The 22,159-nt window shown below is 37.2% G+C and carries 15 protein-coding genes; 5 read left to right on the forward strand and 10 right to left on the reverse strand.

What is annotated here, in order from left to right; genetic code table 11:
• Positions 1-47: 47 nt before the first annotated feature.
• Entirely contained in the window at positions 48-1,127 is a 1,080-nt protein-coding gene (locus DU508_RS19955) for a mechanosensitive ion channel family protein (protein ID WP_115404533.1), read from the forward strand.
• A gap of 497 nt (positions 1,128-1,624) precedes the next feature.
• Here DU508_RS19955 and DU508_RS19960 read toward each other — a convergent pair whose 3' ends face one another.
• Together DU508_RS19960 and DU508_RS19965 are read right to left on the reverse strand one after the other, a co-directional pair.
• On the reverse strand, positions 1,625-3,910 hold the full coding sequence (locus DU508_RS19960) for a Tex family protein (protein WP_115404534.1): 2,286 nt from the start codon (positions 3,908-3,910) through the stop codon (positions 1,625-1,627).
• A 210-nt stretch (positions 3,911-4,120) separates the two neighbouring features.
• Positions 4,121-4,822, reverse strand: coding sequence for an SAM-dependent methyltransferase (locus DU508_RS19965; protein ID WP_115404535.1), 702 nt, complete (start codon positions 4,820-4,822; stop codon positions 4,121-4,123).
• Between the two features lie 277 nt (positions 4,823-5,099).
• Here DU508_RS19965 and DU508_RS19970 point away from each other — a divergent pair, with 277 nt between their 5' ends.
• Complete coding sequence (locus DU508_RS19970; protein WP_199562752.1) at positions 5,100-6,695, forward strand: DUF6600 domain-containing protein; 1,596 nt, start codon at positions 5,100-5,102, stop codon at positions 6,693-6,695.
• 692 nt (positions 6,696-7,387) lie between these two features.
• Here DU508_RS19970 and DU508_RS19975 read toward each other — a convergent pair.
• A complete protein-coding gene (locus tag DU508_RS19975; protein WP_115404536.1) occupies positions 7,388-8,011 on the reverse strand; it encodes an HAD family hydrolase in 624 nt (207 codons plus the stop codon).
• A gap of 79 nt (positions 8,012-8,090) precedes the next feature.
• On the opposite strand from DU508_RS19975, the gene DU508_RS19980 reads away from it, so the two are divergent.
• The 3 genes from DU508_RS19980 (at position 8,091) to DU508_RS19990 (ending at position 10,613) form a co-directional block, all read left to right on the forward strand.
• Positions 8,091-8,318, forward strand: coding sequence for a YtxH domain-containing protein (locus DU508_RS19980; protein ID WP_115404537.1), 228 nt, complete (start codon positions 8,091-8,093; stop codon positions 8,316-8,318).
• A 57-nt stretch (positions 8,319-8,375) separates the two neighbouring features.
• On the forward strand, positions 8,376-9,776 hold the full coding sequence (locus tag DU508_RS19985; protein WP_115404538.1) for an MBL fold metallo-hydrolase RNA specificity domain-containing protein: 1,401 nt from the start codon (positions 8,376-8,378) through the stop codon (positions 9,774-9,776).
• 150 nt (positions 9,777-9,926) lie between these two features.
• Complete coding sequence (locus DU508_RS19990) at positions 9,927-10,613, forward strand: class I SAM-dependent methyltransferase (RefSeq protein ID WP_115404539.1); 687 nt, start codon at positions 9,927-9,929, stop codon at positions 10,611-10,613.
• A 241-nt stretch (positions 10,614-10,854) separates the two neighbouring features.
• Here DU508_RS19990 and DU508_RS19995 read toward each other — a convergent pair whose 3' ends face one another.
• The 7 genes from DU508_RS19995 to DU508_RS20025 form a co-directional block, all read right to left on the reverse strand.
• Positions 10,855-13,629 carry an outer membrane beta-barrel protein gene (locus tag DU508_RS19995; protein ID WP_115404540.1) on the reverse strand — a complete coding sequence of 925 codons (2,775 nt, stop codon included), beginning with the start codon at positions 13,627-13,629 and terminating at the stop codon, positions 10,855-10,857.
• A gap of 420 nt (positions 13,630-14,049) precedes the next feature.
• Positions 14,050-15,126, reverse strand: coding sequence for a DUF5694 domain-containing protein (locus tag DU508_RS20000; protein ID WP_115404541.1), 1,077 nt, complete (start codon positions 15,124-15,126; stop codon positions 14,050-14,052).
• A 181-nt stretch (positions 15,127-15,307) separates the two neighbouring features.
• Complete coding sequence (locus tag DU508_RS20005) at positions 15,308-16,447, reverse strand: M28 family metallopeptidase (RefSeq protein ID WP_115404542.1); 1,140 nt, start codon at positions 16,445-16,447, stop codon at positions 15,308-15,310.
• A gap of 105 nt (positions 16,448-16,552) precedes the next feature.
• Positions 16,553-17,473 (reverse strand): DUF6607 family protein, encoded by a 921-nt coding sequence (locus DU508_RS20010; RefSeq protein WP_147273666.1) that lies wholly within the window; start codon positions 17,471-17,473, stop codon positions 16,553-16,555.
• Positions 17,474-17,496: 23 nt separating this feature from the next.
• Positions 17,497-18,699: a PepSY-associated TM helix domain-containing protein gene (locus DU508_RS20015; protein WP_115404544.1), complete on the reverse strand. Its 1,203-nt coding sequence runs from the start codon at positions 18,697-18,699 to the stop codon at positions 17,497-17,499.
• Between the two features lie 75 nt (positions 18,700-18,774).
• Positions 18,775-19,488 (reverse strand): DUF4198 domain-containing protein, encoded by a 714-nt coding sequence (locus DU508_RS20020; protein ID WP_115404545.1) that lies wholly within the window; start codon positions 19,486-19,488, stop codon positions 18,775-18,777.
• A 58-nt stretch (positions 19,489-19,546) separates the two neighbouring features.
• Positions 19,547-21,934 (reverse strand): TonB-dependent receptor, encoded by a 2,388-nt coding sequence (locus DU508_RS20025; RefSeq protein WP_115404546.1) that lies wholly within the window; start codon positions 21,932-21,934, stop codon positions 19,547-19,549.
• Between the last annotated feature and the right edge of the window lie 225 nt (positions 21,935-22,159).

Raw genomic sequence — 22,159 nt, forward strand, 5'->3', positions numbered from 1 at the left:
AAATAAGGAGTAACATCCTCTTAAGTATTTAACCAACAAATTTGTTTATGCAGTACCTTGACCATATTTTCGGTTATCCAATTCCCGTTTTTTTTAAGAACTTAATCATTGGTATTGCTGCGGTATTGTTAGGCATACTGATTAAGTTTATCATTCATAAAATCTTTATTTTACTTTCCAGATGGTGGGATTTTATCATTATAAAATCCACTATCAAACATCTTCGAAGGCCGGTTGCGGTTTTCATTCCACTGCTCCTGCTTAACCTTTCGTTAGATTTAATGGTAATGCCGCTAACTTATCGGATACACATTGAAAAGGCCTTAGAAATTGCCTTAACAGTTACTTTCGCCTTGATACTGGTCAGGCTGATCAATGTTTTGGAAGATTATTTCTATTTCAAATACGACCTGAACAAAGAGAATAATTTAAAAGAGCGAAAGATCAGAACGCAGCTTCAGTTTGTCAGAAAGTTTATCGTTACATTAATTATTCTCATTACAGCAGCTATTATTTTATTGAGTTTTGAGAGTATGCGTAAAATAGGGGCAGGCTTATTAACCGGCGTTGGTATAGGTGGAATCATTATCGGTTTTGCCGCACAAAAATCGCTTGGTAACTTATTGGCTGGTTTTCAAATTGCATTTACGCAACCAATACGCATTGATGATGTTTTAATTGTGGAGGGAGAATGGGGAAGAGTAGAAGAAATTACGCTAACCTATGTGGTGGTTAGTATTTGGGATCAACGAAGATTAATTCTTCCGATTACTTATTTCATCGAGAAACCGTTTCAAAACTGGACGAGGGTTTCAGCAGATTTACTTGGAACAGTTTTTCTATATATGGACTATACCATCCCAATTGAGCCGCTACGTGGGGAATTAACCAGGCTTTTGACAAATAACCCGCTTTGGGATAAAAGAGTGAACGTTGTTCAGGTTACGGATACGAATAAGGATGGATCGATTGAGATTCGCTTTTTGATGAGTGCTTCAAATTCTTCAAGGGCATTCGATTTACGTTGCCATGTAAGAGAAGCCATGATTACTTTTATCCAGAATAATTATCCTGAAAGCTTGCCGAAAATGAGGTTGGAGCATAAAGATAAGTTCGGGAATTTGTAAACCACTTAGGCACCTTATCAATTAAGATACCTAAGGTGGTAAATATTTAACGTGAGTTTTTGGTCTTAATACTAAACCATATAAAACTGTCGTCATTGCGAGGCACGAAGCAATCTTAAGCGATGGTTGTAGGATTGCTTCGTGCTTCGCAATGACAGATGTTGCAAGTACGTTTTAAGCGTAAATCTTCAGACTTCGGATTCCCAACCAATGTCATTAAGTTAAGACAACCGCTGTCCTTCTGAATGCCACGAAGACCTGTAAAGCAAGCATGAGTACAATTGAAAATAACGTTATTAATGAATAATCTCCAGGCGATGGAACACAAAAATTAATAAACAGCACTATTCCCTTACAAAAACAATTCAGCAGTACACCAGGTACAATGCCGATAGGTCAGGGATTTACTTCGTAGCTGCTTCGCGGTCTTCACTGCGTTCAGAATGACAATTATTTTTTGTTATTTCCTTCTTCTGACTCCCGACCTCGGACTTTATTTATTTAAACATGCTTTTTAGCTTTGCCAACTTCTCCTGCAAATCTCCGTCTGCATCTTTCTTTTCTTGCTTAGGCCTAAAGTTTGGTTTGCCCGTTTGAGGTTTAAAATCCTGTTTTTGCTCCTTAGACTTCGGACTCCTGACTCCAGACTTCGGACTATCTTCAGTTTTCATAGATAACGAAATTCTCTTGCGTGCTACATCAACCTCCATTACCGTTACCTCCACCTTTTGATGAACTTTAACCACATCATTCGGGTTGGCTACAAAGCGATTGGCCAGCTGACTGGTATGAACCAAGCCATCCTGATGCACACCGATATCAACAAAAGCACCGAAATTGGTAATATTAGTGACTATTCCCGGCAGCTTCATCCCAACTCTTAAGTCGGCAATTTCGTTTACGCCATCGGTAAAGCTAAAAGCCTCAAATTGTTCCCGTGGATCGCGGCCGGGCTTTGCAAGTTCTTTCATGATATCAGTTAATGTTGGTAAACCAATTTCATCAGTAACATATTGTTGCAATTTAATTTGCTTTTGCAATTGAGTATCCTTCATCAAAGCCGAAACAGTTGTGCCTAAATCTTTTGCCATTTTATCTACTACCACATAACGTTCAGGGTGTACACCGCTGGTATCTAACACGTTTTCAGCATTGCGAATGCGCAGGAAACCTGCTGCCTGTTCATAAGCCTTATCGCCTAAACGTGGTACCTTTTTTAAACTTTCACGATTTTTAAAAGCGCCATGCGTATTTCTGTAATCAACAATGTTTTGAGCCAAAGTTGGTCCGAGGCCGGAAACGTACGCTAAAATTTGTTTTGAAGCGGTATTTAATTCTACACCAACAGCATTTACCGCACTGATCACGGTATCATCTAAGCTGGCTTGCAATTTATTCTGATCAACATCATGTTGATACTGCCCAACACCAATTGATTTTGGATCAATTTTTACCAATTCTGCCAAAGGGTCCATTAAACGGCGACCGATGGAAACAGCGCCACGAACGGTAATATCCTGCGTTGGAAACTCTTCCCGAGCCACTTCTGAAGCTGAATAAATAGAAGCGCCACTTTCATTTACCATCACAACGGTAATGTGTGGCAAATTCAGGTTACGTACAAAAGCTTCTGTTTCTCTGCCAGCGGTTCCATTGCCAATGGCGATGGCTTCAATGTCATATTTTTCACAAAGCTGTTGAATGGTAAATTCTGCATTTTTAACATTTCCTTGTCCTGTGTGCGGGTAAATAGCTGTGTTTTCCAATAGCTGTCCTTGTTTGTCTAAACAAACTACTTTGCATCCTGTGCGAAAACCAGGGTCGATTGCCAGCACATTTTTCTGCCCCATTGGTGCTGCCAGTAATAATTGACGGGCATTTTCAGCAAAGACACGAATGGCCTCTTCATCTGCTTTTTGTTTAGTCAACACGCGAAGTTCGGTTTCCATTGCTGGTTCTAATAAGCGTTTATAACCATCCTCCAGTGCTTGCTGAACTTGTTTAGATGCTGCATTATTCGACAGAATAAATTGGTTTTCAAGAAGTTCAATTGCTCCTTCTGCAGGAGGTAAAGCATCTAATCTTAAAATTAATTCTTTTTCGCCGCGTCGCATGGCTAAAACCCGGTGAGATGCAGCAGTTTTTACAGGTTCATTCCATTCGAAATAGTCTTTATATTTAATTCCTTCTTCTTCTTTTCCTTTAATCACTTCTGATTTGAAAGCTGCATTTTCCTGAAAATAAGAACGCATTTTGGTTCGTGCTTCTGCATTTTCAGAAATCATCTCCGCAATAATATCTCTTGCTCCGGCCAAGGCTTCATCTAAAGAATTTACCCCTTTTTCTGCATCTATAAACTGGTCTGCCAATGCATCCAAATCGAAGTTCTTCTGATCAAAAATTTGCAGTGCCAAAGGTTCCAGCCCTTTCTCTTTCGCAACTGATGCCCTGGTTTTACGTTTGGGTTTATATGGCAGGTAAATATCTTCTAAAAGCGAAATGGTTTCTGCTTCATTGATTTGTTTCTCCAGTTCCGCTGTCAATTTTCCAAGTTCCGTCATTGATTTTAAAATCGCTTCACGGCGCTTGTCCAGATCTCGTAATTGCAACACCCGATCACGAATTGCCGCAACCTCAACCTCATCTAAACTTCCGGTTAATTCTTTACGATAACGAGAAATAAAAGGTACTGTTGCGCCCTCGTCCAATAGGTTTACAGTCGCTGTAACTTGTTTTTCTGCAACTTTTAACTCGGTTGCAATTATTTTATGGTGAGCTAGCATATACTATAAGTCAAATTTAACGGGAGCAAAGCTAATCAGGATTTGCGGGATTTAAGGATTTTTAAGGGCAAGTTTTCCACCGAAATTTGTGAGTAAAATTTTAGAGATCAACTTGAGAGGTTTCAAACATTAAGCTTTTGAAGGCAGCATTATAAACAAAAAGGCCCGTGAAAACACGGGCCAAAGAATATATCACTAAAATTGAAGATTTTAATACATCAAAAATATAGTTGGCTTTTTATGTAGATCAATTTCTTCTTTACGCCAATTGTAAACACTCTGGGTTTTGATAAATTCATCTTCGCCAGTTAAATTACAGGCTATACAAATCTGAGTATTGGGCTTGCAGCTTTTTAAAACTTCTTCAAAAAGCTGGTTATTGCGGAAAGGTGTTTCAATAAAAATCTGCGTTTGTTTATAACGACTGGCAGAAAGATCTAAATCTTTGATCCGTTTGGTACGTTGTTCTTTATCAATGGGTAAATAACCCCAAAAAGCAAAACTCTGGCCGTTAAAGCCAGATGCCATTAAAGCCAGTAAAATAGAACTCGGGCCTACTAATGGAACAACTTTAATACTGCGCTTATGTGCTTCTGCAACAATCTCTGCACCAGGATCTGCAATGCCGGGGCAGCCAGCTTCACTCATTAATCCAACATCCTTACCCACTTTTAATTCATTGAAGAACTGTCCTAAATCGGTGCGATTGTGCTTACCATAATCATGAACAATTAAATCTTTTTGGGGAGTTTTTAACCCTGCTTCTTTTAAAAAGCGCCGGGCAGTTTTGCTGTTTTCTACTATGTAGGTGTCAATTTGATTAATGGTATCAACCAGATATGGTGTAAAGGTTTTATGTGCCGCCTCCTCAGCAAGAGGGACAGGAATGAGGTATAAAGTGCCGTTCTGCATATTGCAAAAATACTTACAATAAATAGAATTTAAGTTTTAAAGTTTTGCAGTGTAGCAATATAATCTCTTTTGTAAACAGTAGTGTAGCAAATTTTATTTCTGAATGACTTATTTTCTGCACAATTATACAAGGCTTAAAACGTTAAATAAGAGTTAAATATGCCTTAAATGGCAATATTTCATAGAAAATCAAAAAACTATGCAAGCATATTAAACCTTCAATGTTTTTGGTTCTCTAATTGATACACACAAAATAGGTTATTAAATAAACACACAAATGAAAACACTGAAAAAATCGGCAATTGTGCTGGGGCTTTTTGCGCTCCTTGCCGGAACCACAACCTTAGTCAGGGCACAAGACTATCGAAACGACTACCAGGATGATGGTTACAGCACTGGAAATATTTCTTTGCAAACCTTTTACGATGAACTTTCTCCATATGGAACCTGGATTCAGGATCCTCAATATGGTTACGTTTGGCGCCCTGATGTAGATCAGAACGAATTTCGCCCTTATTATACCAATGGTCGCTGGGCGATGACTGAATATGGGAATACCTGGGTTTCTAATTACGACTGGGGTTGGGCGCCATTTCACTATGGTCGTTGGGTAATTAACAGTTACCGCCAATGGATTTGGTTGCCAGATACTGTATGGGGACCAGCCTGGGTGGATTGGAGAAGCGGAGATGGTTATTATGGTTGGGCGCCAATGGCACCAACAATCAGCATTAACTTAAGTTTTGGCCGCCGTTATGTAGTGCCGGCATTTTGCTGGAATTTTATTCCTCAACGCAATATTTACATTACCAGTTTCCCAAGGTATGATTACGGGCGTAACAATGTCTACATCCGTAATACCACGATCATAAACAACACTTATGTTTATAATAGAAGAACATATTATGGCGGTCCGAGGATTGAGGATATCAGAAGAGCAACTAATCGTGAGGTAACCGTTTATAGATATGCCCAAAGCAACAGGCCGGGTGCAAGCAGAGTTGGTGGAAAAGAGGTTTCAATTTACAGACCAAGACCAGAACGTAATGCTGATAATCGTAATGCTGCGCCAAGAAAATATGAACAGGGTAATGTAGGAATTAGTAGAGGTAATAGAAGCGAAGGCTATGCAAATCGTGATCAAAGAGGAGGAAACAATAATGATCGAAGTGCAAATAATGACAACCGCCTTGGATCAAGAAATGATAACCGCGATGGTCAGCCAAACAGAGGAAACGATGCGAATGTAGGTAGAGATAATAATCAACCTAACAACAGAGGCGAAGCTTATAATAGAAATTCAAACGGCCGGATTGAACGCGGAAATGCAAGTGAAACTGATCAGCGAAATAGAGAAGAGAATGCGAACAGAGGTCAGAATCAGCAACGTAGTCAGCAAGATCGCATGAACCAGAATCAACAACGTGCTCAACGTGACGTGAGGGGCAATGAAGAGCGTTCGCAGGAAATGCAAAGACAACGTTCTCAGGAAGCGGAGCAACAACGTGCTCAACGTAACGAACAAATGCAACAGCAGCGTAGTCAGCAAATGGAACAGCAACGTGCACAACAAGCACAAGCTCAACAGCAAGAAAGAGCACAACGCGATGCTCGGATGCAGCAACAACGTTCACAACAGATGGAGCAGCAAAGGGCACAACGTGATGCACAAATGCAACAACAACGTAATCAGCAAGCTGAACAGCAACGTGCTCAACGCGAGGCTCAGGTTCAACAACAAAGAGCGCAGCAGCAACAACAAATGCAACAGCGCCAGGAACAAAGAAGAACAGAAGCGCCTCAGCAACAAAGAGGGGGTGGCGAAAGAAGTGGCTCTGAAGGAGGAAGACCATCAAGAGGTGGTAGAGGATAGATTGATTGAAGTCCCGATGAAAATCGGGACTTTTTTAATTTTAATCAAATTATTTATTTTAGAGAAGTCAAGTTTTTAAAACTTGACTTCTCTTTTATTGCCCCGCTGCTTAAAGCGATTAGGTCAAGCTCTTTTCAGAGAAAGGATATTTAACGTTTGGATAAAATGATCTGCATCCAAAAAGAACAGTTTTTTTAAAAACTTGACTTCTCTTTTATTGCCCCGCTGCTTAAAGCGATTAGGTCAAGCTCTTTTCAGAGAAAGGATATTTAACGTTTGGATAAAATGATCTACATCCCAAAAGAACAGTTTTTTTAAAACTTGATTTCTCTTTTTATTGTCCTGCTGCTTAAAGCGATTAGGTTAAGCTCTTTTCAGAGAAAGGATATTTAACGTTTAGATAAAATGATCTGCATCCAAAAAGAACAGTTTTTTAAAAACTTGACTTCTCTTTTATTGCCCAGCTGCTTAAAGCGATTAGGTCAAGCTCTTTTCAGAGAAAGGATATTTAACGTTTGGATAAAATGATCTGCATCCCAAAAGAACAGTTTTTTTAAAACTTGATTTCTCTTTTATTGCCCCGCTGCTTAAAGCGATTAGGTCAAGCTCTTTTCAGAGAAAGGATATTTAACGTTTAGATAAAATGATCTGCATCCAAAAAGAACAGTTTTTTAAAAACTTGACTTCTCCTTTTATTGTCCTGCTGCCTGATGCAATTGAGTTAAATCTTTTCCTATGTAAGTGCTTTTAGCATTTGGATAAAGATTATCGGGATCTAAAAGAAATGTTTCCAGTCCGAGTTCCAATCCAAATTTTATTTCTGATTCGGCATCATCGCCAATTACTAAAATATCCTCTTTATTCAGATCATATTTCTGAATGAGCTCGATGAAAGCTTCTTTCTTATTCGTTTTTGATACATCAACCACATAAACTTCTTCAAAATCATCAGCTATGCCTAACATTTTAACTTTTGAGTTTTGTTGCTTTGGAAACCCGGCGGTTACGATAAATTTTCTGCCTTTTAAGCTTTTAATATAATGATAGTCATTTCCCGGAATTAAAGGTTTTGTTACTTCCCGATTGGTTAAGAATTCCACAGCTTGATCAATGACATCTTTTTTAAAACCATATTTCTGAGCAACTTTCAAAAACGGAATTCTTAACATTTCTTGTTTTGCTGATTGATATTTCTCATCAGAAATGCCTAAATCCTGTTGATCTAAAAGGTCGTATAATCCACGCATTAAAACTTCCTGGTTCGGTTTTGTAAAATAAATAGTGTTATCAAGATTTATAAAAAATATACACTTCATTATGGATTGGTTTTTGTATGATAAAAAAAATAAAACACCAACGGGTTAAATATGTTTATTAACTAAAGAATTAAAGATTATGACAAAGGAAACAAAAATTATAGTAGGCGTATTAGCCGGAGCAGCATTAGGAGCAACAATAGCTTTAGCATTATCTTCAGATTCTACCAGCGATCTGAAAGGTAAAGTATCTGATTTTTTTGCTGATTTATTAGAATCATCAAAAGATAAATTAGCTGGTTTAGCTGATAAAGCTGTTGGTGTTGCAGATAAGGTAAAAGATAAAATAGCAGAAGTAAATGCTTAAGAATTGGAAATGCCGGTAATATCCGGCATTTTAATTCTATATTCTAACCGTATCTAAATGAAAATTGCTTTTCATGGCGCTGCCCGTACAGTTACGGGGAGCAAGCACCTTATTGCCCTAAAAAATAATACTCAAATATTATTGGATTGTGGCTTATTTCAGGGAATGGGAGAAGTTACCGATAAGTTGAACGATTATTTCGGGTTTGATCCTAAAAAGATAACGTATCTCATTTTATCACACGCACATATTGATCATTGCGGTTTATTGCCAAAATTAGTTGCTGATGGTTTCAGTGGAAAGATTTTTTGTACGCCCGCAACAATGGATTTAGCTCGGATATTAATGATGGATTCGGCTAAGATTCAAATGCAGGATGCTGAATTTTCTAACCGGCATTTACGTGAAGGCGAAGAAATGGAGGAGGCGCTTTATACTGAAGAAGATGTAATGAAAACATTAAGTCAGATGAAAATTGTGGAATATGAAGAAGATTTTCAGATTGATGAAAGCATACATTTGAAATTAACTGATGCCGGCCATATTTTAGGAAGTGCTGCAGTTCACTTGACAATTAATGAAGATGGAAAATCGACAAAAATTACCTTTTCTGGCGATGTTGGTCGCTATGGCGATTTATTGTTAAAAAGTCCGCAACAATTCAACCAGGCAGATTATATCTTAATGGAATCTACTTATGGCGATTCTCTCCATAAAGATCTGGAACCAATTGAAAATATGCTGTTAGAAATCATCAACCATACCTGCAATGTTAAAAAGGGTAAAGTGATTATTCCGGCTTTCGCTGTTGGACGAACCCAGGAATTGCTGTATGCTTTAAATGGTTTGGAGCTGAAAGGTAAATTGCCTGATGTTTCTTATTATGTAGATAGTCCGCTATCTTCAAAAGCAACTGAGATTTTAAAAAACCATCCTGAGGTTTATAACAATGGAGTGAAGAACACACTAAAGATAGATCACGATGTTTTTGCTTTTAAAGGTTTGCGTTTTATTGAAAGCGTAGAAGAATCAAAAAACCTGAATCAGGATCCACGACCTTGTGTAATTATTTCGGCATCTGGAATGGCCGAGGCTGGGAGAGTAAAACATCATATCCGAAACAACATTGGCAATCAGAAAAACACCATTTTAATGGTTGGCTATTGCGAACCGAAATCACTTGGCGGAAGATTAATTGCTGGTCAAAAAGTAGTTGAAATTTTTAGAGATGAATATGAAGTTAGGGCCGAAGTGCGATCAATAAAATCAATGAGTGCCCATGGCGATTACGAAGATTTATTAAAGTTTTTATCCTGTCAGGATCCTGCTAAAGTGAAGCAACTGTTTCTGGTTCATGGAGAATACGATGTTCAGCAAAATTTCGCAACCAAGTTAAAAGAGCAAGGGTTTAAACATGTGGCCATTCCTGAATATCATCAGGAGTTTGAGCTGGAATAAGTTTAAATTCAGTCATTGCTGAAGCAAGAAGTATTTCTTTTACTAGAAAAATTGTCTCTTGCTTCAGCAATAACGGATCGCTTAATAAAAGCACTATCCTCCATGCCATTTCCTTTAGTCTTTCAGCTTTCCTCACTATCTTTGCCTCCTATGGATGTTTTTGGTAAAGCACTTACTGATATTTATAAAACCGGCGAAGCCGATACACTCTGGCTGCATAATTCGTATGGCGAACCGGAAGAAATGCCTCTGGAATTTTTCTTTCGTGATGATGAAGATATGCCCGGTTTAGAATTACAGGCACTGCACATGTGCAAAGGAAAGGTGTTAGACATTGGTGCAGGTGTGGGGAGTCATGCTTTACTTTTGCAGGCCTTTAATGTTGATGTTACTGCAATTGATGTTTCAGAAGCAGCGGTTAATATCATGAAAGATCGCGGTGTGAAAAAAGCATTGCTTCAGGATATTTTTACCTATCAGGAAAAATTCGATACCATTTTAATGTTAATGAATGGCATTGGCTTAACAGGAACCTTACCTGGTTTCAAAGATTTTCTGATCAGATTAAAAAGCCTCTTAAATCCGGGCGGGCAAGTCATTTTTGACTCATCAGACATTTCATATTTGTATGAAGACATGCCGAAACCCTTAAATCAATACTACGGAGAAGTTTCATATCAATATGAATATAAAGGCGAAAAAGGTAATTGGTTTAACTGGATTTATGTAGATGAAGAAACCATAAAAACCATTGCAAAAGAAACGGGCTGGGATTGCGAGATCATTTTTGATGATGGCGAAGATCAATATTTGGTTAAGCTAAGTCCAAATTCCTAACAAGCATCTTTGAGCAAATAATTTAAAAGAAGAAAACTGTGAACCCCGAATTTAGTGTGTAAGGGCTTTGTTTTTATGGAAAAATATCCCGCAGATTTAAAAAGATGTATGCAGAGTTATTTTTTTCTGCATTAATCAGCGGCATCTGCGGGAAATACCTAAAGAATTTCAACATCATTTATCCGTATCGCCCTCCGTTGCAGACGAGGATGATTTCGAATCGCAAAGATTTCTTAAGCCTTTAAAAATTAAAAAACGTTTGCCTGCCACCTACTTTTTGGCCGAAATTTTGAATGTTATACGTAAGTGTTAACATTCCGTATCTTCCCAAATTATTGCTTTGTGTATCGATAATGCTATTTCCGGTAATCTGAACATTTCTGCGTACATTACTTTGCAAAATATCATTTACAGAAAATTTTAGCTGTGCTCTATCATTTTTCATAAACAAATAAGTTACAGCTGCATTCCAAAATTTAATATTGTTATTATAGCCCGCAATTTGCTGTGTATTTATAGTCATGGAGTAATTGGTTTCGAAAACCACTTTTTTAGGATACCTGATGATCAATTCGGAAGAGCTTTGGTGTGTATTGTAACTTAGATTAGTGTAATAACTATCATCATAATGGCTGCGATTTAAATTTACCGAGTAGGATTGATTAATTTCTACAAAATCGTTTAAATTAAGCCGTATGCCTCCGTTTGGTCCAATGTAATACACATCAGCATCGCTACGAATGTTGTTGATGATTACCGGAGTATGATTAAAGTTCATCCAAAAACCTGCACCGACTTTCAGGGTCGTTTTATTAAACTTAAAATCTTTTGAGGCATTGGCACCACCATTGAAACTATAAATACCGCTCGCATTAATAGGTGTTATTGTTTGAACGCCATTGCTTATGGTTGTTGTATTGATAACGCCATTTTTGGTAAAATTGCCATAACCATATAAGTTATAATTAATGAGGTTTTTAGGATCATACTTGTACATATTTAAGTTCAAGCTCTGTGTTCTGGCCGGAACAAGTGCGGGGTTCCCGTTTCTGATGTAAAATGCATTGGTGTTATCAGCAACAGGTTGAAGATAATTTACATCAGGTTCGGTAAATCTTGCATTGTAAGTAAGTGTAAAAATTTTATACTTAAGCATAAAAGTTGGCCATATAAAATTGAAACGTTGATTGATATCGCTACCCGTAGTAAAGCGATTATTTAAAGAAATATAGTTGTGTACAAAACCGGGCTGCACAAACAGATCCTTGGTGATTTTATAACGCAGGCTGAAATTTGCATTGGTTTTAAAGCCCTTTTGCTCAACGGTTTGAGTGAGGTCTGGAATTGCAATGTCGTATAATTGATTAGCGGGGTTTCTATAAAAAGTATTTAATGCATTCTCATTGCTGATGATATTCCCGCTCAAATCTACCTTGAAATTTAAACTCTTACTAATGGGCTCGGTATAATTGGTATAAATATAGGTCCTGAAATTTTCTATTGAATTATTTCTAAGCTGATCAACTTCAGAAGTGGATGGAGTGAGATAAAAAACACTGTTACTTCTGTTATAGGTTAATACCGGATTTGGCGTTGTCGATGCATCAAGGCCAATGTTAAAAGATCGTCCTGCTTTTTTAAAATCCCTGCTATAATCGGCAATAATTTGATATCTGTTGCTAGATGAGTTTCTATCATTCAGATTTTGCAGGGTATTAATTAATTCTCCGTTTGCATTGTTATTATTAGAAGAGATCGTACTGACCGAATTGTTCGAGTTTAATATTATTGCCGGTTCAATAGTAAGTTGGGTCAGTGAGTCGATTTTCCAATCTATTTTTCCGCGGACATTATGTTTTAAGGTAAGTGCGTTTGTCTGCTCATCGGAGTTGGTAATTAAACGATCGTTACCCAATGTCTGATTGGTGTTCGTTAGCTTTTCCAACAAGTTATCCGATCGGCCAAAGAAATATTGCATGTTAATTTTAAGGCCTTTTTTGGTAATGGTATTGAAGTTAAAGCCCCCACCCGATGAGGTTTGAACGCCATTGTAAGAACCGCCAAAACTAATACCATTGAATTCGAAATAGCCGCCTGAGGTCATCATCATGGAGTTTACGCCGCTGCGGTTAAAACCACCAATGCGTTGCACATCACTGGGATTGAAACCAGGCTGATTAATATTGTTGCCATACGCAAGTACACTTACCTGGGTGGTATCCCTGAAAAAATTCATCAGTCCACCAGCCTGGTAAAGATCTTTTATTCCGCCACCGGCATACAACTTTCCGAAAGCTCCCTGTTTAATGGCTTTCTTCAGTTTTAAATTAATGATTTGAGGAATTTCAGCTTCAGTTAAATCCGGATCACGTCTTTTTGCCTGCTTATCATCTACTACCTGCACTTTATCGATGATGTTTGCAGGCAGGTTTTTAGTTGCGATTTGCTGATCTCCACCGAAAAATTCCTTTCCATCTACGAGGATTTTGCTAACCGTTTTCCCATTTACCTGTATCGAACCGTCCTGGGCGATTGAAACTCCAGGCAGTTTTTTCAATAAATCTTCTACCACCGCCGATGGTAAGGTTTTAAAAGATTCTGCATTAAATTCGATGGTATCTTTACGAACAATTACCGGAGGCCTTTCTGCTGTAATCACAATTTCGTTAAGGTCATTTGCCTTTGTAGACAAATAAAGTGTTCCAAGATTTATTGCCGGATTTTGTGCCGTCAATTCTACTTCTTTTCGGTAGGTTCCATACTGCCAGGCTGTAATTACCAATCTGTATTTTATTCCTGTTGATAGATTATTGATTTTGAAAACACCTTTGTCATCCGATAATTTGTAGGTGGTTAATATACTATCTCCAACTTTATAAACTGAAACCGTAGAATAGTTCAGAGTTGTTTTATGGTTGGTGCTGTCAGCTAAAATGCCGGTAATACTTCCATTTTTCTGGGCGAAAAGAGTATAGAAAATCAGGCAAAAGGCAATTGAAAGTAAGAGTTTCTTCATAGGTGCTTCTTAATAAGGGAAATCTAAAAATAAAGGCTTTTTTTACCTGGTTTTTAAAAATGTGATGAATGGTTACCAAAATGTGATGAATACATTTGGTTTGGTTAATTACTTTACAGACGCCCAAAAACAAAAAGTGTTGCATCTTTAAAACAAATAACTAAGTTTTTAGGTAAAAGTAGTGTTGCGTATGATTAGTTGCAAACAGCATCAAAAAAATTACAAATAATTAGGAAACTGAACTTATTCAGTAAGAGGAGTGTACAGGTCGAGTCCAATGTATAAAAATAATCGATGCTGAATCGACAGGGCCTTAAGCGCCTTTAAAAGATTCGATAGCTAAATGTTTTTTGAATCGAAATCCATAAAATATAAATCCTCCAGAGAGAAGGCCGCGGAGGATTTATATTTGAGTGTTTTTTAGTGTAAATCATTGTAGTTTATAATCTTTACATCTGGATTTTTAGCTAAAATTTCTTCCATCCATATTCGGTGTGATGCGCCAACACCAACTACCACTCTTTTTGCTTTTTTTGCCTTTGCCTGATCGAGGATGTTTTTACACATGCCCTCATTTCTTAGCATCCATTGTTTCATCATCGCTTTGACTGATTCGGTAGGGAACCCCGGGTATCCATAGAAGTGACTGCCACCATAAAAATTCCAGGCTTCATCTAAAATTCCATATTTTTCGGTATTCATTCCGGCATATGGATCTGTATTAAATGCTTTTAATTCTTCCGGAGTGTAACTTGTATAAGCTTCCATCTCCTTTATCGTTGTTGCCTCTACCGAAGTCGAATCTGCTTTAGCTTTTGCGATCATCATTTTATATAAAGAATCTGTTTTTCTCCATGCCTCATTCCAGGGTTTATCATATGTTTGGCAGTCCATATTGTAAATTTGATCTTGCTTTAATTGATAAATTAAAGGGAAGTAAATCTTCGAGTACTCACTACCAGTTCTATATAAGCCTGCTTTTTGTAATGAGTCGGTATTTCCGAGTACTTTTGAATAAGCTGCCCGTTCCTCTTTACCAAACTTATCTTTCATGTAGTTTTCCAATACGAAGATCTGATACTCGGTATTTCCTCTATCCCAATTTTTGGCATAATGAACAGCTAAATTCATTCTGGTTTTGTGGAAATAGGCAAACGATGCCAAAGCTTTCTTATCTTTTTTAATTTTAGAGGGAAGATCTTTCACTGTTTTAGGATTTAGCCTTTCCAGATAATCATGGCCTTTTCTGAATGCTTTTTTTGCCCAGTGATCATCCTCCAGTTTTGCATAATCTTCCGCTGGAAGATATTCTCCGAAGACCATATCCGGATTAAAGTTTTTCAGTTTATCGATAATCGCCTGGAAATTTTGAGTCGATTTCGAATTGTCATGGCTGGAACCTACAATTACAATTTCGAGTTGATTTTGAGCATTGGTTTTAATCGATAAGCCAATTAAAAATAATAATGCAAGGCAGCAGTTTAGTACAGTTCTCATAATAAATCATTTTTCGTTTTTTATTGATTCAAAGATGAAAAACTACGTTTGGCCTGTATATTTAATTATCCCAAAGGGTTGGAATATTATCCCAAAAAGATAAAACGAAAATTGCCGGTTAATCTCTTAAAACCAGCAGTTGAGATCAGCTCCCAGTACTTTCGTCCTAAAAAAGGAGATATTATTCCATTATTTTCTTATTAAAATTAACAATCAGTTTAAAAAGATCATTGTATTCTGTAAGTGGCAAAGTTTCAGGTTTATCAAATACATCATGATAAGCCGTTGGCCCGCCCTGTGTATAAATAAAGAAAGCCAGAACGCCTTTTTCACTAAAGAAATAGTGATCGCTGTTCGCAGCTTTACCTCTTGGATTTATTTTGGAAATGTATTTGTGTTCATCATTAATTTCATTTAAAAGTGAAAAAGCTTTGGGATAAACTGTTGCATTAACAACTGTCATTCCAGCCTCGCCGGTTCCAACTAAATCTAAATTAATAAGAAATTTTATGTTGCTTAATGGCGACAAAGGATTTTGGGTGTAATATCGGGAACCCAGCAAACCAGCTTCTTCTGCAGCAAAACAAATAAAACCGACAGAGAAGGGTGGTGGATTTGTAGCATAATATTTGGCAAGGCTTAATAAAGTGGCGATGCCAGCTGCATTATCGTTAGCTCCGGGAAAATAGGTATCTTTCCCCATTCCGCCCAAATGATCATAATGTGCGGTAATGATCAAGATAGAATCGGGATATTTTGTGCCTTTTAACAAACCACAAACATTCGAAGCTTTAAAATTTTCAATGAATTTATTCTCAATCTCAACATTGATTTCTTTGGGCGTTTCTGTAAAGTTCTTTTTATTAATCTGGATTTGTGTGTTATTGCCAACTTCAGTACCTACTGACCAGGTAAGTTTATCTTTTAAGGAAACTTTCAAAAATGGAGATGCCTGATAATTTAAACTATCAATTGGAATTAAGGTTGCCTTTTGCTTAATGCCCGGGCTTTCATTGCTTACGATAAAATCTTTGCCCGGGATCAGTTTTTTGCCGTTAATCTGAACCATCATTTTTCCAGGAAAAGTATTAACCGGGAAATTAAAATCTTGCTTATAACTATCTGAAAATGGAATTAATCCTAATTTTTTGTATTCTGCTGCTAAAAAATCTGCTGCTTTTTTCATTCCATCTTTAGTATAACCTCTGCCCCAAAATTCTTTCGAGCTAAGTGTATTGACCATTTTGCGGGTATAAACGGAATCCTGAGCGTAACAAAAAGAAGTAGATAACAGCACAAATAAAATCAAAAAGTTTTTCATGGCTGTAATTTAAGGATATTGAAATTTAATCCAATAAAAAATGGTTGACGATCAATAAACCATTGTTATTAATCGTCAACCATTAGTGGCTGTAAAACAAGTTCTTTATTTAACCAAATAAGGTTGTAAAGCCGTTTTAATTTTCTCTTTATTTTGAGTCGCAGTCCATTTTTCTTTGATTGATTGATCTCCTAAGCTGAATAAAGTTTCGTAAAGTAATTTTCCGTTAGCTCTGGTTTGTACTTTGAAATCAGTTTTAGATGTTTTAGCTAAATCAGCCCAAACATCACGAACATCTGCCCAATAGGTTTTTTGGCTATTCCACCATTTTTGAGCATAAGCAAAAACTTTAGGATCGATTTTAGTAAATTCCTCGTAGCCTTTTTCAACAGCAATTAATTTATCGCCTTGTGGTGTACGAACAATTTTTTTGTTGTCTTGCTCAAACATCCAACCATCTTTAGTAATGGTAATTCTGCTGCCACGATTTAAAACATTGTAGTCTTTACGAACTGTAGATTCTCTTCTTGGTAGTGGAGAATCGGTTTCGCTTTGCCACGAATCATGACCACCAACATGGCTCCAGGTTCCGTAACCCTGGTAACGCGGACTATCATCCACCTGATAAACCTTTTGAGTCCACTTGCCTTTTACATCGGCAGGGTTTAAGGTTACTTTTTTCCAGGCATTATCTTGCGTGTAAAGCATTATTTCAGGGTCCTCATAAGTCCAGTCCTGACGCCAGTGTTTAATTACTGTGGTATCATTAATGGCCAGCATGTGTTGAATAACAATTCTTTTTGGTTCATCAACAATAATTTCTGCCCATTCGTTGCCATGGCTTTCGTAAGGTTTGCTGAACTTGTAATTTGGATCAGGAGAGGTTACTTCTCCATAATTAAAATTCACTTCGTAGAAACCAGCTAATGATTTAATCGCTTTTCTATCTTGCTCCAGTTTATCTTGAGCATTAGCGCTAAGAGCTGTAAGCCCTGTAAGTACTAAGATTAAGTTTAAAATTTTCATTTTATAATAATTATATGGTTTATTTAATTTTCTGCAACTGCAGGATTTTTCTTTTTTTTCTTTTTGCCCCACCAAATAATAAAGCCTGTAATTGGTAAACTGGCGGCAATAAAGCTCGCGAAGAAAGCCAAAATCTTTCCAGGCAAACCTAAAATTGCACCGACATGAATATCGTAATTCATACCGATTACCACTTCCCCGGCATTTTTGTCAGATTGATTTTTGCGATTAAGTAATTTACCTGAATATTGATCAAATTGGATGAGATCATAATTCCAGTACGTTTCATCGCCACGGTAACCGGTAGCATAAATAGTGGCTGTTCCGCCTTCAGCAGGCGACATGCCTATTCTGTCGGCATCGGTAAATTTTTGTTTTGCCTGTTCAAAAGCTACATCAAAAGGTATTGCAGAAATGGTTTTGGTCGAATCAGATTTTACATCAACCTGGGTTGGTGGGGTTGTGCTTCTGGCGGCAACAACATATACTGTAGCCTGGAACCATTGAAATGCCCAAACCATTCCTGTTAATGCAAGCATCAAGCAGATTGTCATTACATAAAAGCCCAAAACATTATGTAAATCGTAGTTAACACGCTTAAATTTGGCTGACCACTTGATTTTAAAACTCTTATCGAAATTAGATTTTTTAAGGTTTTTGGGCCACCACATGATTATCCCTGAAATAAGCAGGAAAACAAAAATAAAAGTTGCCCAGCCTACTATTTGCTGGCCAATTGGGTGGTTAATCAAAAAGCTCCAATGAAGCATTTTAATAATACCGAAAAATTCATATTTATAATCGGCTACCAATGTTGCTTTTCCGGTATATGGATTCATGAAAACCAGGTCGTAGTAGTCGATTGAATCAAAATACCAAAATGCATCCGGATTGCCTCCTTTGTAAACACCAAATTCCCAGGCCCGATCAGGAGTTTTATAAGCAGTAATAAAAGTGATTTTTTTCTTTCCTCCCAAAGCCTTTTCAGCTGAAGCTTTTAATGTACTTAATGGTAAGGTTTGGGCTTTGGCAGGTACATCTACATAGAACTCTTTTTTGTGGATAAATTCAGTAATCTCTTTTTGAAAGGCAAAAATACAGCCCGTTACTCCCAAATGGAAAACCACAAGGCCTGATGCTATGCCCAGCCATAAATGTAGCCAATCACTTATTCTTCTTAATCGTGATTTTTTTGGTTTTTTCTGAGCTTGTTTTGTTAATGCCATTAAAGCTGTATTTAATAAAGAACCAATTGGCAGTTTTATTTGCCAATTGGTTATAAAAATCGATAATAGTTTATACTAATTAACTTGAGTAGTATAAGTTACTAAATGCCACACTTTTTCGTAGTCTTTTCCATTTAATTTTCCAGGAACTTTTTCTTCAGTGAAAGCTTCGAGGAAATAGTTGCCCTTTTGCTCAGGTTTGAATGTGAATTTCCCGTTTTCATCTGTTTCTGTTGGTATTGTTTTTCTTTCAGGATTTACCAACGTTATTTTTTGGTTGGCAAAAGGAGCTTTATTGTAAATTACCTGATGTATTGATGATTCGCCAACTTTTAAAACATGTTTATCTGGTCTGATGGTTAAAGCTGCTTCAACAGGAAAAGCAGTATTTATTTTTGAATTTCCAACATTTACATCAGCAAATGCATAATATTCTATTTTGGCGTGCTCATAAACTGTTGCAACTTCATGTACAACAGATAATTTGTAGGTTCCATTTTGATCTGGAGTGAAACTGGCTTTGTAGAAATATACATCTGGCGAAGCCGTTAAAACCTTGGTAGTGCCGTTTGGAGCTGTTAAAACTAATTTAAACTCTTTTAAATTGCTGAACCATTTTGCTGCCGAATCTGGTTCATTTGCTTCATATTCTCCAAAGAATATTTTTATTTCCTGCGCCTGGCCTTTTTTTCCATTTGCTGGTGTTTCAATCCATAATGCATGTGCGAAGGCACTTGACACACTAAATGCCACAAGAAAAAATAATAGGGATAATTTCGTTTTCATCATATTTCGGTTTAAGTGTTTAAGCCAGTAAAACTATCTGACAAATTTTACTGGCTTTTGATTAAAATTTATAAGCTACGCTTACTCTGTAATTTCTTGGTGCTTCAGCTTGATAGTAATAAGCGCTTAACCACTCATAATACGAGCCACTAAACAAGTATTTATTTAAGATGTTAAATGCATTAGCAGTAACTTTAAACTTAGTATGTTCATAAAATAAACCACCATCAAGTTTAAAATAGTTTGGTAATTTTTGTAATCCAACACTCCAGGTATCAGTTGCTCGATCAGCCAGGTATGTAAAGCCTCCGGAAATACCCGAACCTTTTAATGCGCCGTTTTGCAAAGTGTAAGTTAACCAGGCATTGGCAACATGTTTAGAGAAACCAGGGATAACATCGCCTACATTTATTCCGGTAACACCAGGAGTAACCTCTGTTACTTTTGCATCAGTGTAGGCATAGTTTGCAATTAAAGTTAATCCGTCTGTGATCTTACCCCTTAAATCAAACTCAATTCCTTGCGCTCTCTTTTCTCCTAAAACCACGCTGAAGTTTTGGCCGGGTGTATTGGTTGGATCAGCAGTTAACTCATTTTGTTTGAAGATTCTATAAGCAGATAATGTAGTATTCCATTTGCCATCAAACCAATCTTTCTTAACTCCGATTTCATAATTGGTACCTGTGATTGGTTCAACTTTTCCTCCATCACGTAAAAATCCGCTTTGTGGAATAAATGATTGATCGTATACCGCATAAACAGAGGTGCTTTTATCAACCGAGACACTTAAGCCAACACGAGGAGTAACGTGCTTGGCTTTGTCGGGAGAACCACCCCAAGCCGATTGACTTACATAAGTATAGCGACCAGCCAATGTTAAGCGGATTCTGTTTTCCCAAAATCCTAATTCATCCTGAACGTAACCACTTAAATATTTGGAATCCATTAAACCACCAGCATTAATAGCCCTTTGTGTTAATGGTGTGAAACGGTCGAAGTTTGGATATCCGTTACCTGGGAAACCGTAATCCGGATTATTAAGATCAAATGGAGATGTAGGTAAATCCAAATCGTGAGATTGACCCCAATCTGCCATATAATTTTTCTTTCCCCCATCAAATCCAGCTAAAATACGATGGTTAATGCCACCGGTTTTAACCTGGCCATTGATAAATAATTGTGCCAATTTCATAGTGCTTTCTGCATCCCAGATGCCAACATTCCTGATCACAGTATTATCAGCATTAACTGCTGATGGCCATGAGCTATATCCATTCTGCAAATATTTGAAATAAGCAGCTTGTGCCGTTAATTTCCAGGTATTACTAAAGTTGTGCTGTAAGTTTAAAAATAAGCTATGGTCGTTAATACGGGTTGGAGGTAATCCTGGTTGAGTCATGGTCAACTCTTGCGGGAAAGTTGCATAACCATTTGGAGAGAAAATATAGTAAGAACCAACTTCGGTCATTTTTGCATTTTGCAAAGTATATTCAGCGGTCAATTTAGTTTTATCAGTGATCTGGTAGCTCAAAACGGGAGCGATACTATAACGGTCATTTTGTTCATATGGTCTGAATGATCCTTTGCTTTGAACTGCAGCATTTAATCTAAATAATAATTTTCCATCATTGGTTAGTTTTCGGTCGAAATCTACAGCAGTTCTATATAAATCATAACTTCCCAATGTGAAAGAAACCTCTCCCTTGTTAAAACCTGTAGGTTTTTTAGTTACTACATTGTACATGCCGCTTGGGTCGCCATTGCCTAACATAAAACCGGCCGGCCCCTTAACAAATTCAATATGATCTACAAAACTCATATCTTCTGTTAACGGACCCCAGAAAGAAGATACCACATTAAAACCGTTACGCATGGCCTGAATTTGAGATCCACGCATGGTAATGTTCGTGTACATATCTCCCCAATGTTCTAAGCGAACCGCACCACTCACATTTCTGATCAAACCATCACTCATGCTGATGATTTGCTGATCTTTGATTACCTGATCACTTACAATTTGAATGTTCTGAGGTGCTTCTAATAAGGGTTCATTCAATCTTAATGATGCAGAAGGAAGACTGATTTTATAACGGTTGTTTTTTCCTGCAATAGTGATTTCCTCTAAAGCCTGATCATTTTCTACCAAAACAAAATTCACAATTTTGGTTTCTCCGGCTGAAACTGTGATTGTTTGTTCTGATGGATTTATGCCAACAGCCGAAGCTTTAATGGTATAAGTTCCTGGCTTAACCCGATTAATGTTGTACTTACCTTCATCATCTGTGGTAGCGCCCTGGCCCTGGCCTTTTAGTCCAACAGATATATAAGATACTGGTTTACCATTTGATGTGGTAACAACGCCTTTTATTGTTGCTAATTGCTGAGCAAATGAAAATAAACAGAGTAATGAGAGTAAAGATGTTAAACTAAAGAGTCTGATTTTATGCATGTTAAATTTTATTTGGATTAATTCTAAACAGCCGCAAAATAACGGTAGAAAAATTTATAATCCAAATTATTTTGAACAATTCTAAATAAGGTAGTATGATTTTAACAATATGGTTGTTGTTATATGCTGATAATCAGCTTTTACAATTAGATGTTAAATTTGGGATGGGCTTTATATTTCAAAAAAAGGCCGCAAAATAGCGGCCCTTTAACGATATGATTTTTG

The sequence above is a fragment of the Pedobacter chinensis genome (genome assembly GCF_003339865.1).
Classification (GTDB): domain Bacteria; phylum Bacteroidota; class Bacteroidia; order Sphingobacteriales; family Sphingobacteriaceae; genus Pedobacter; species Pedobacter chinensis.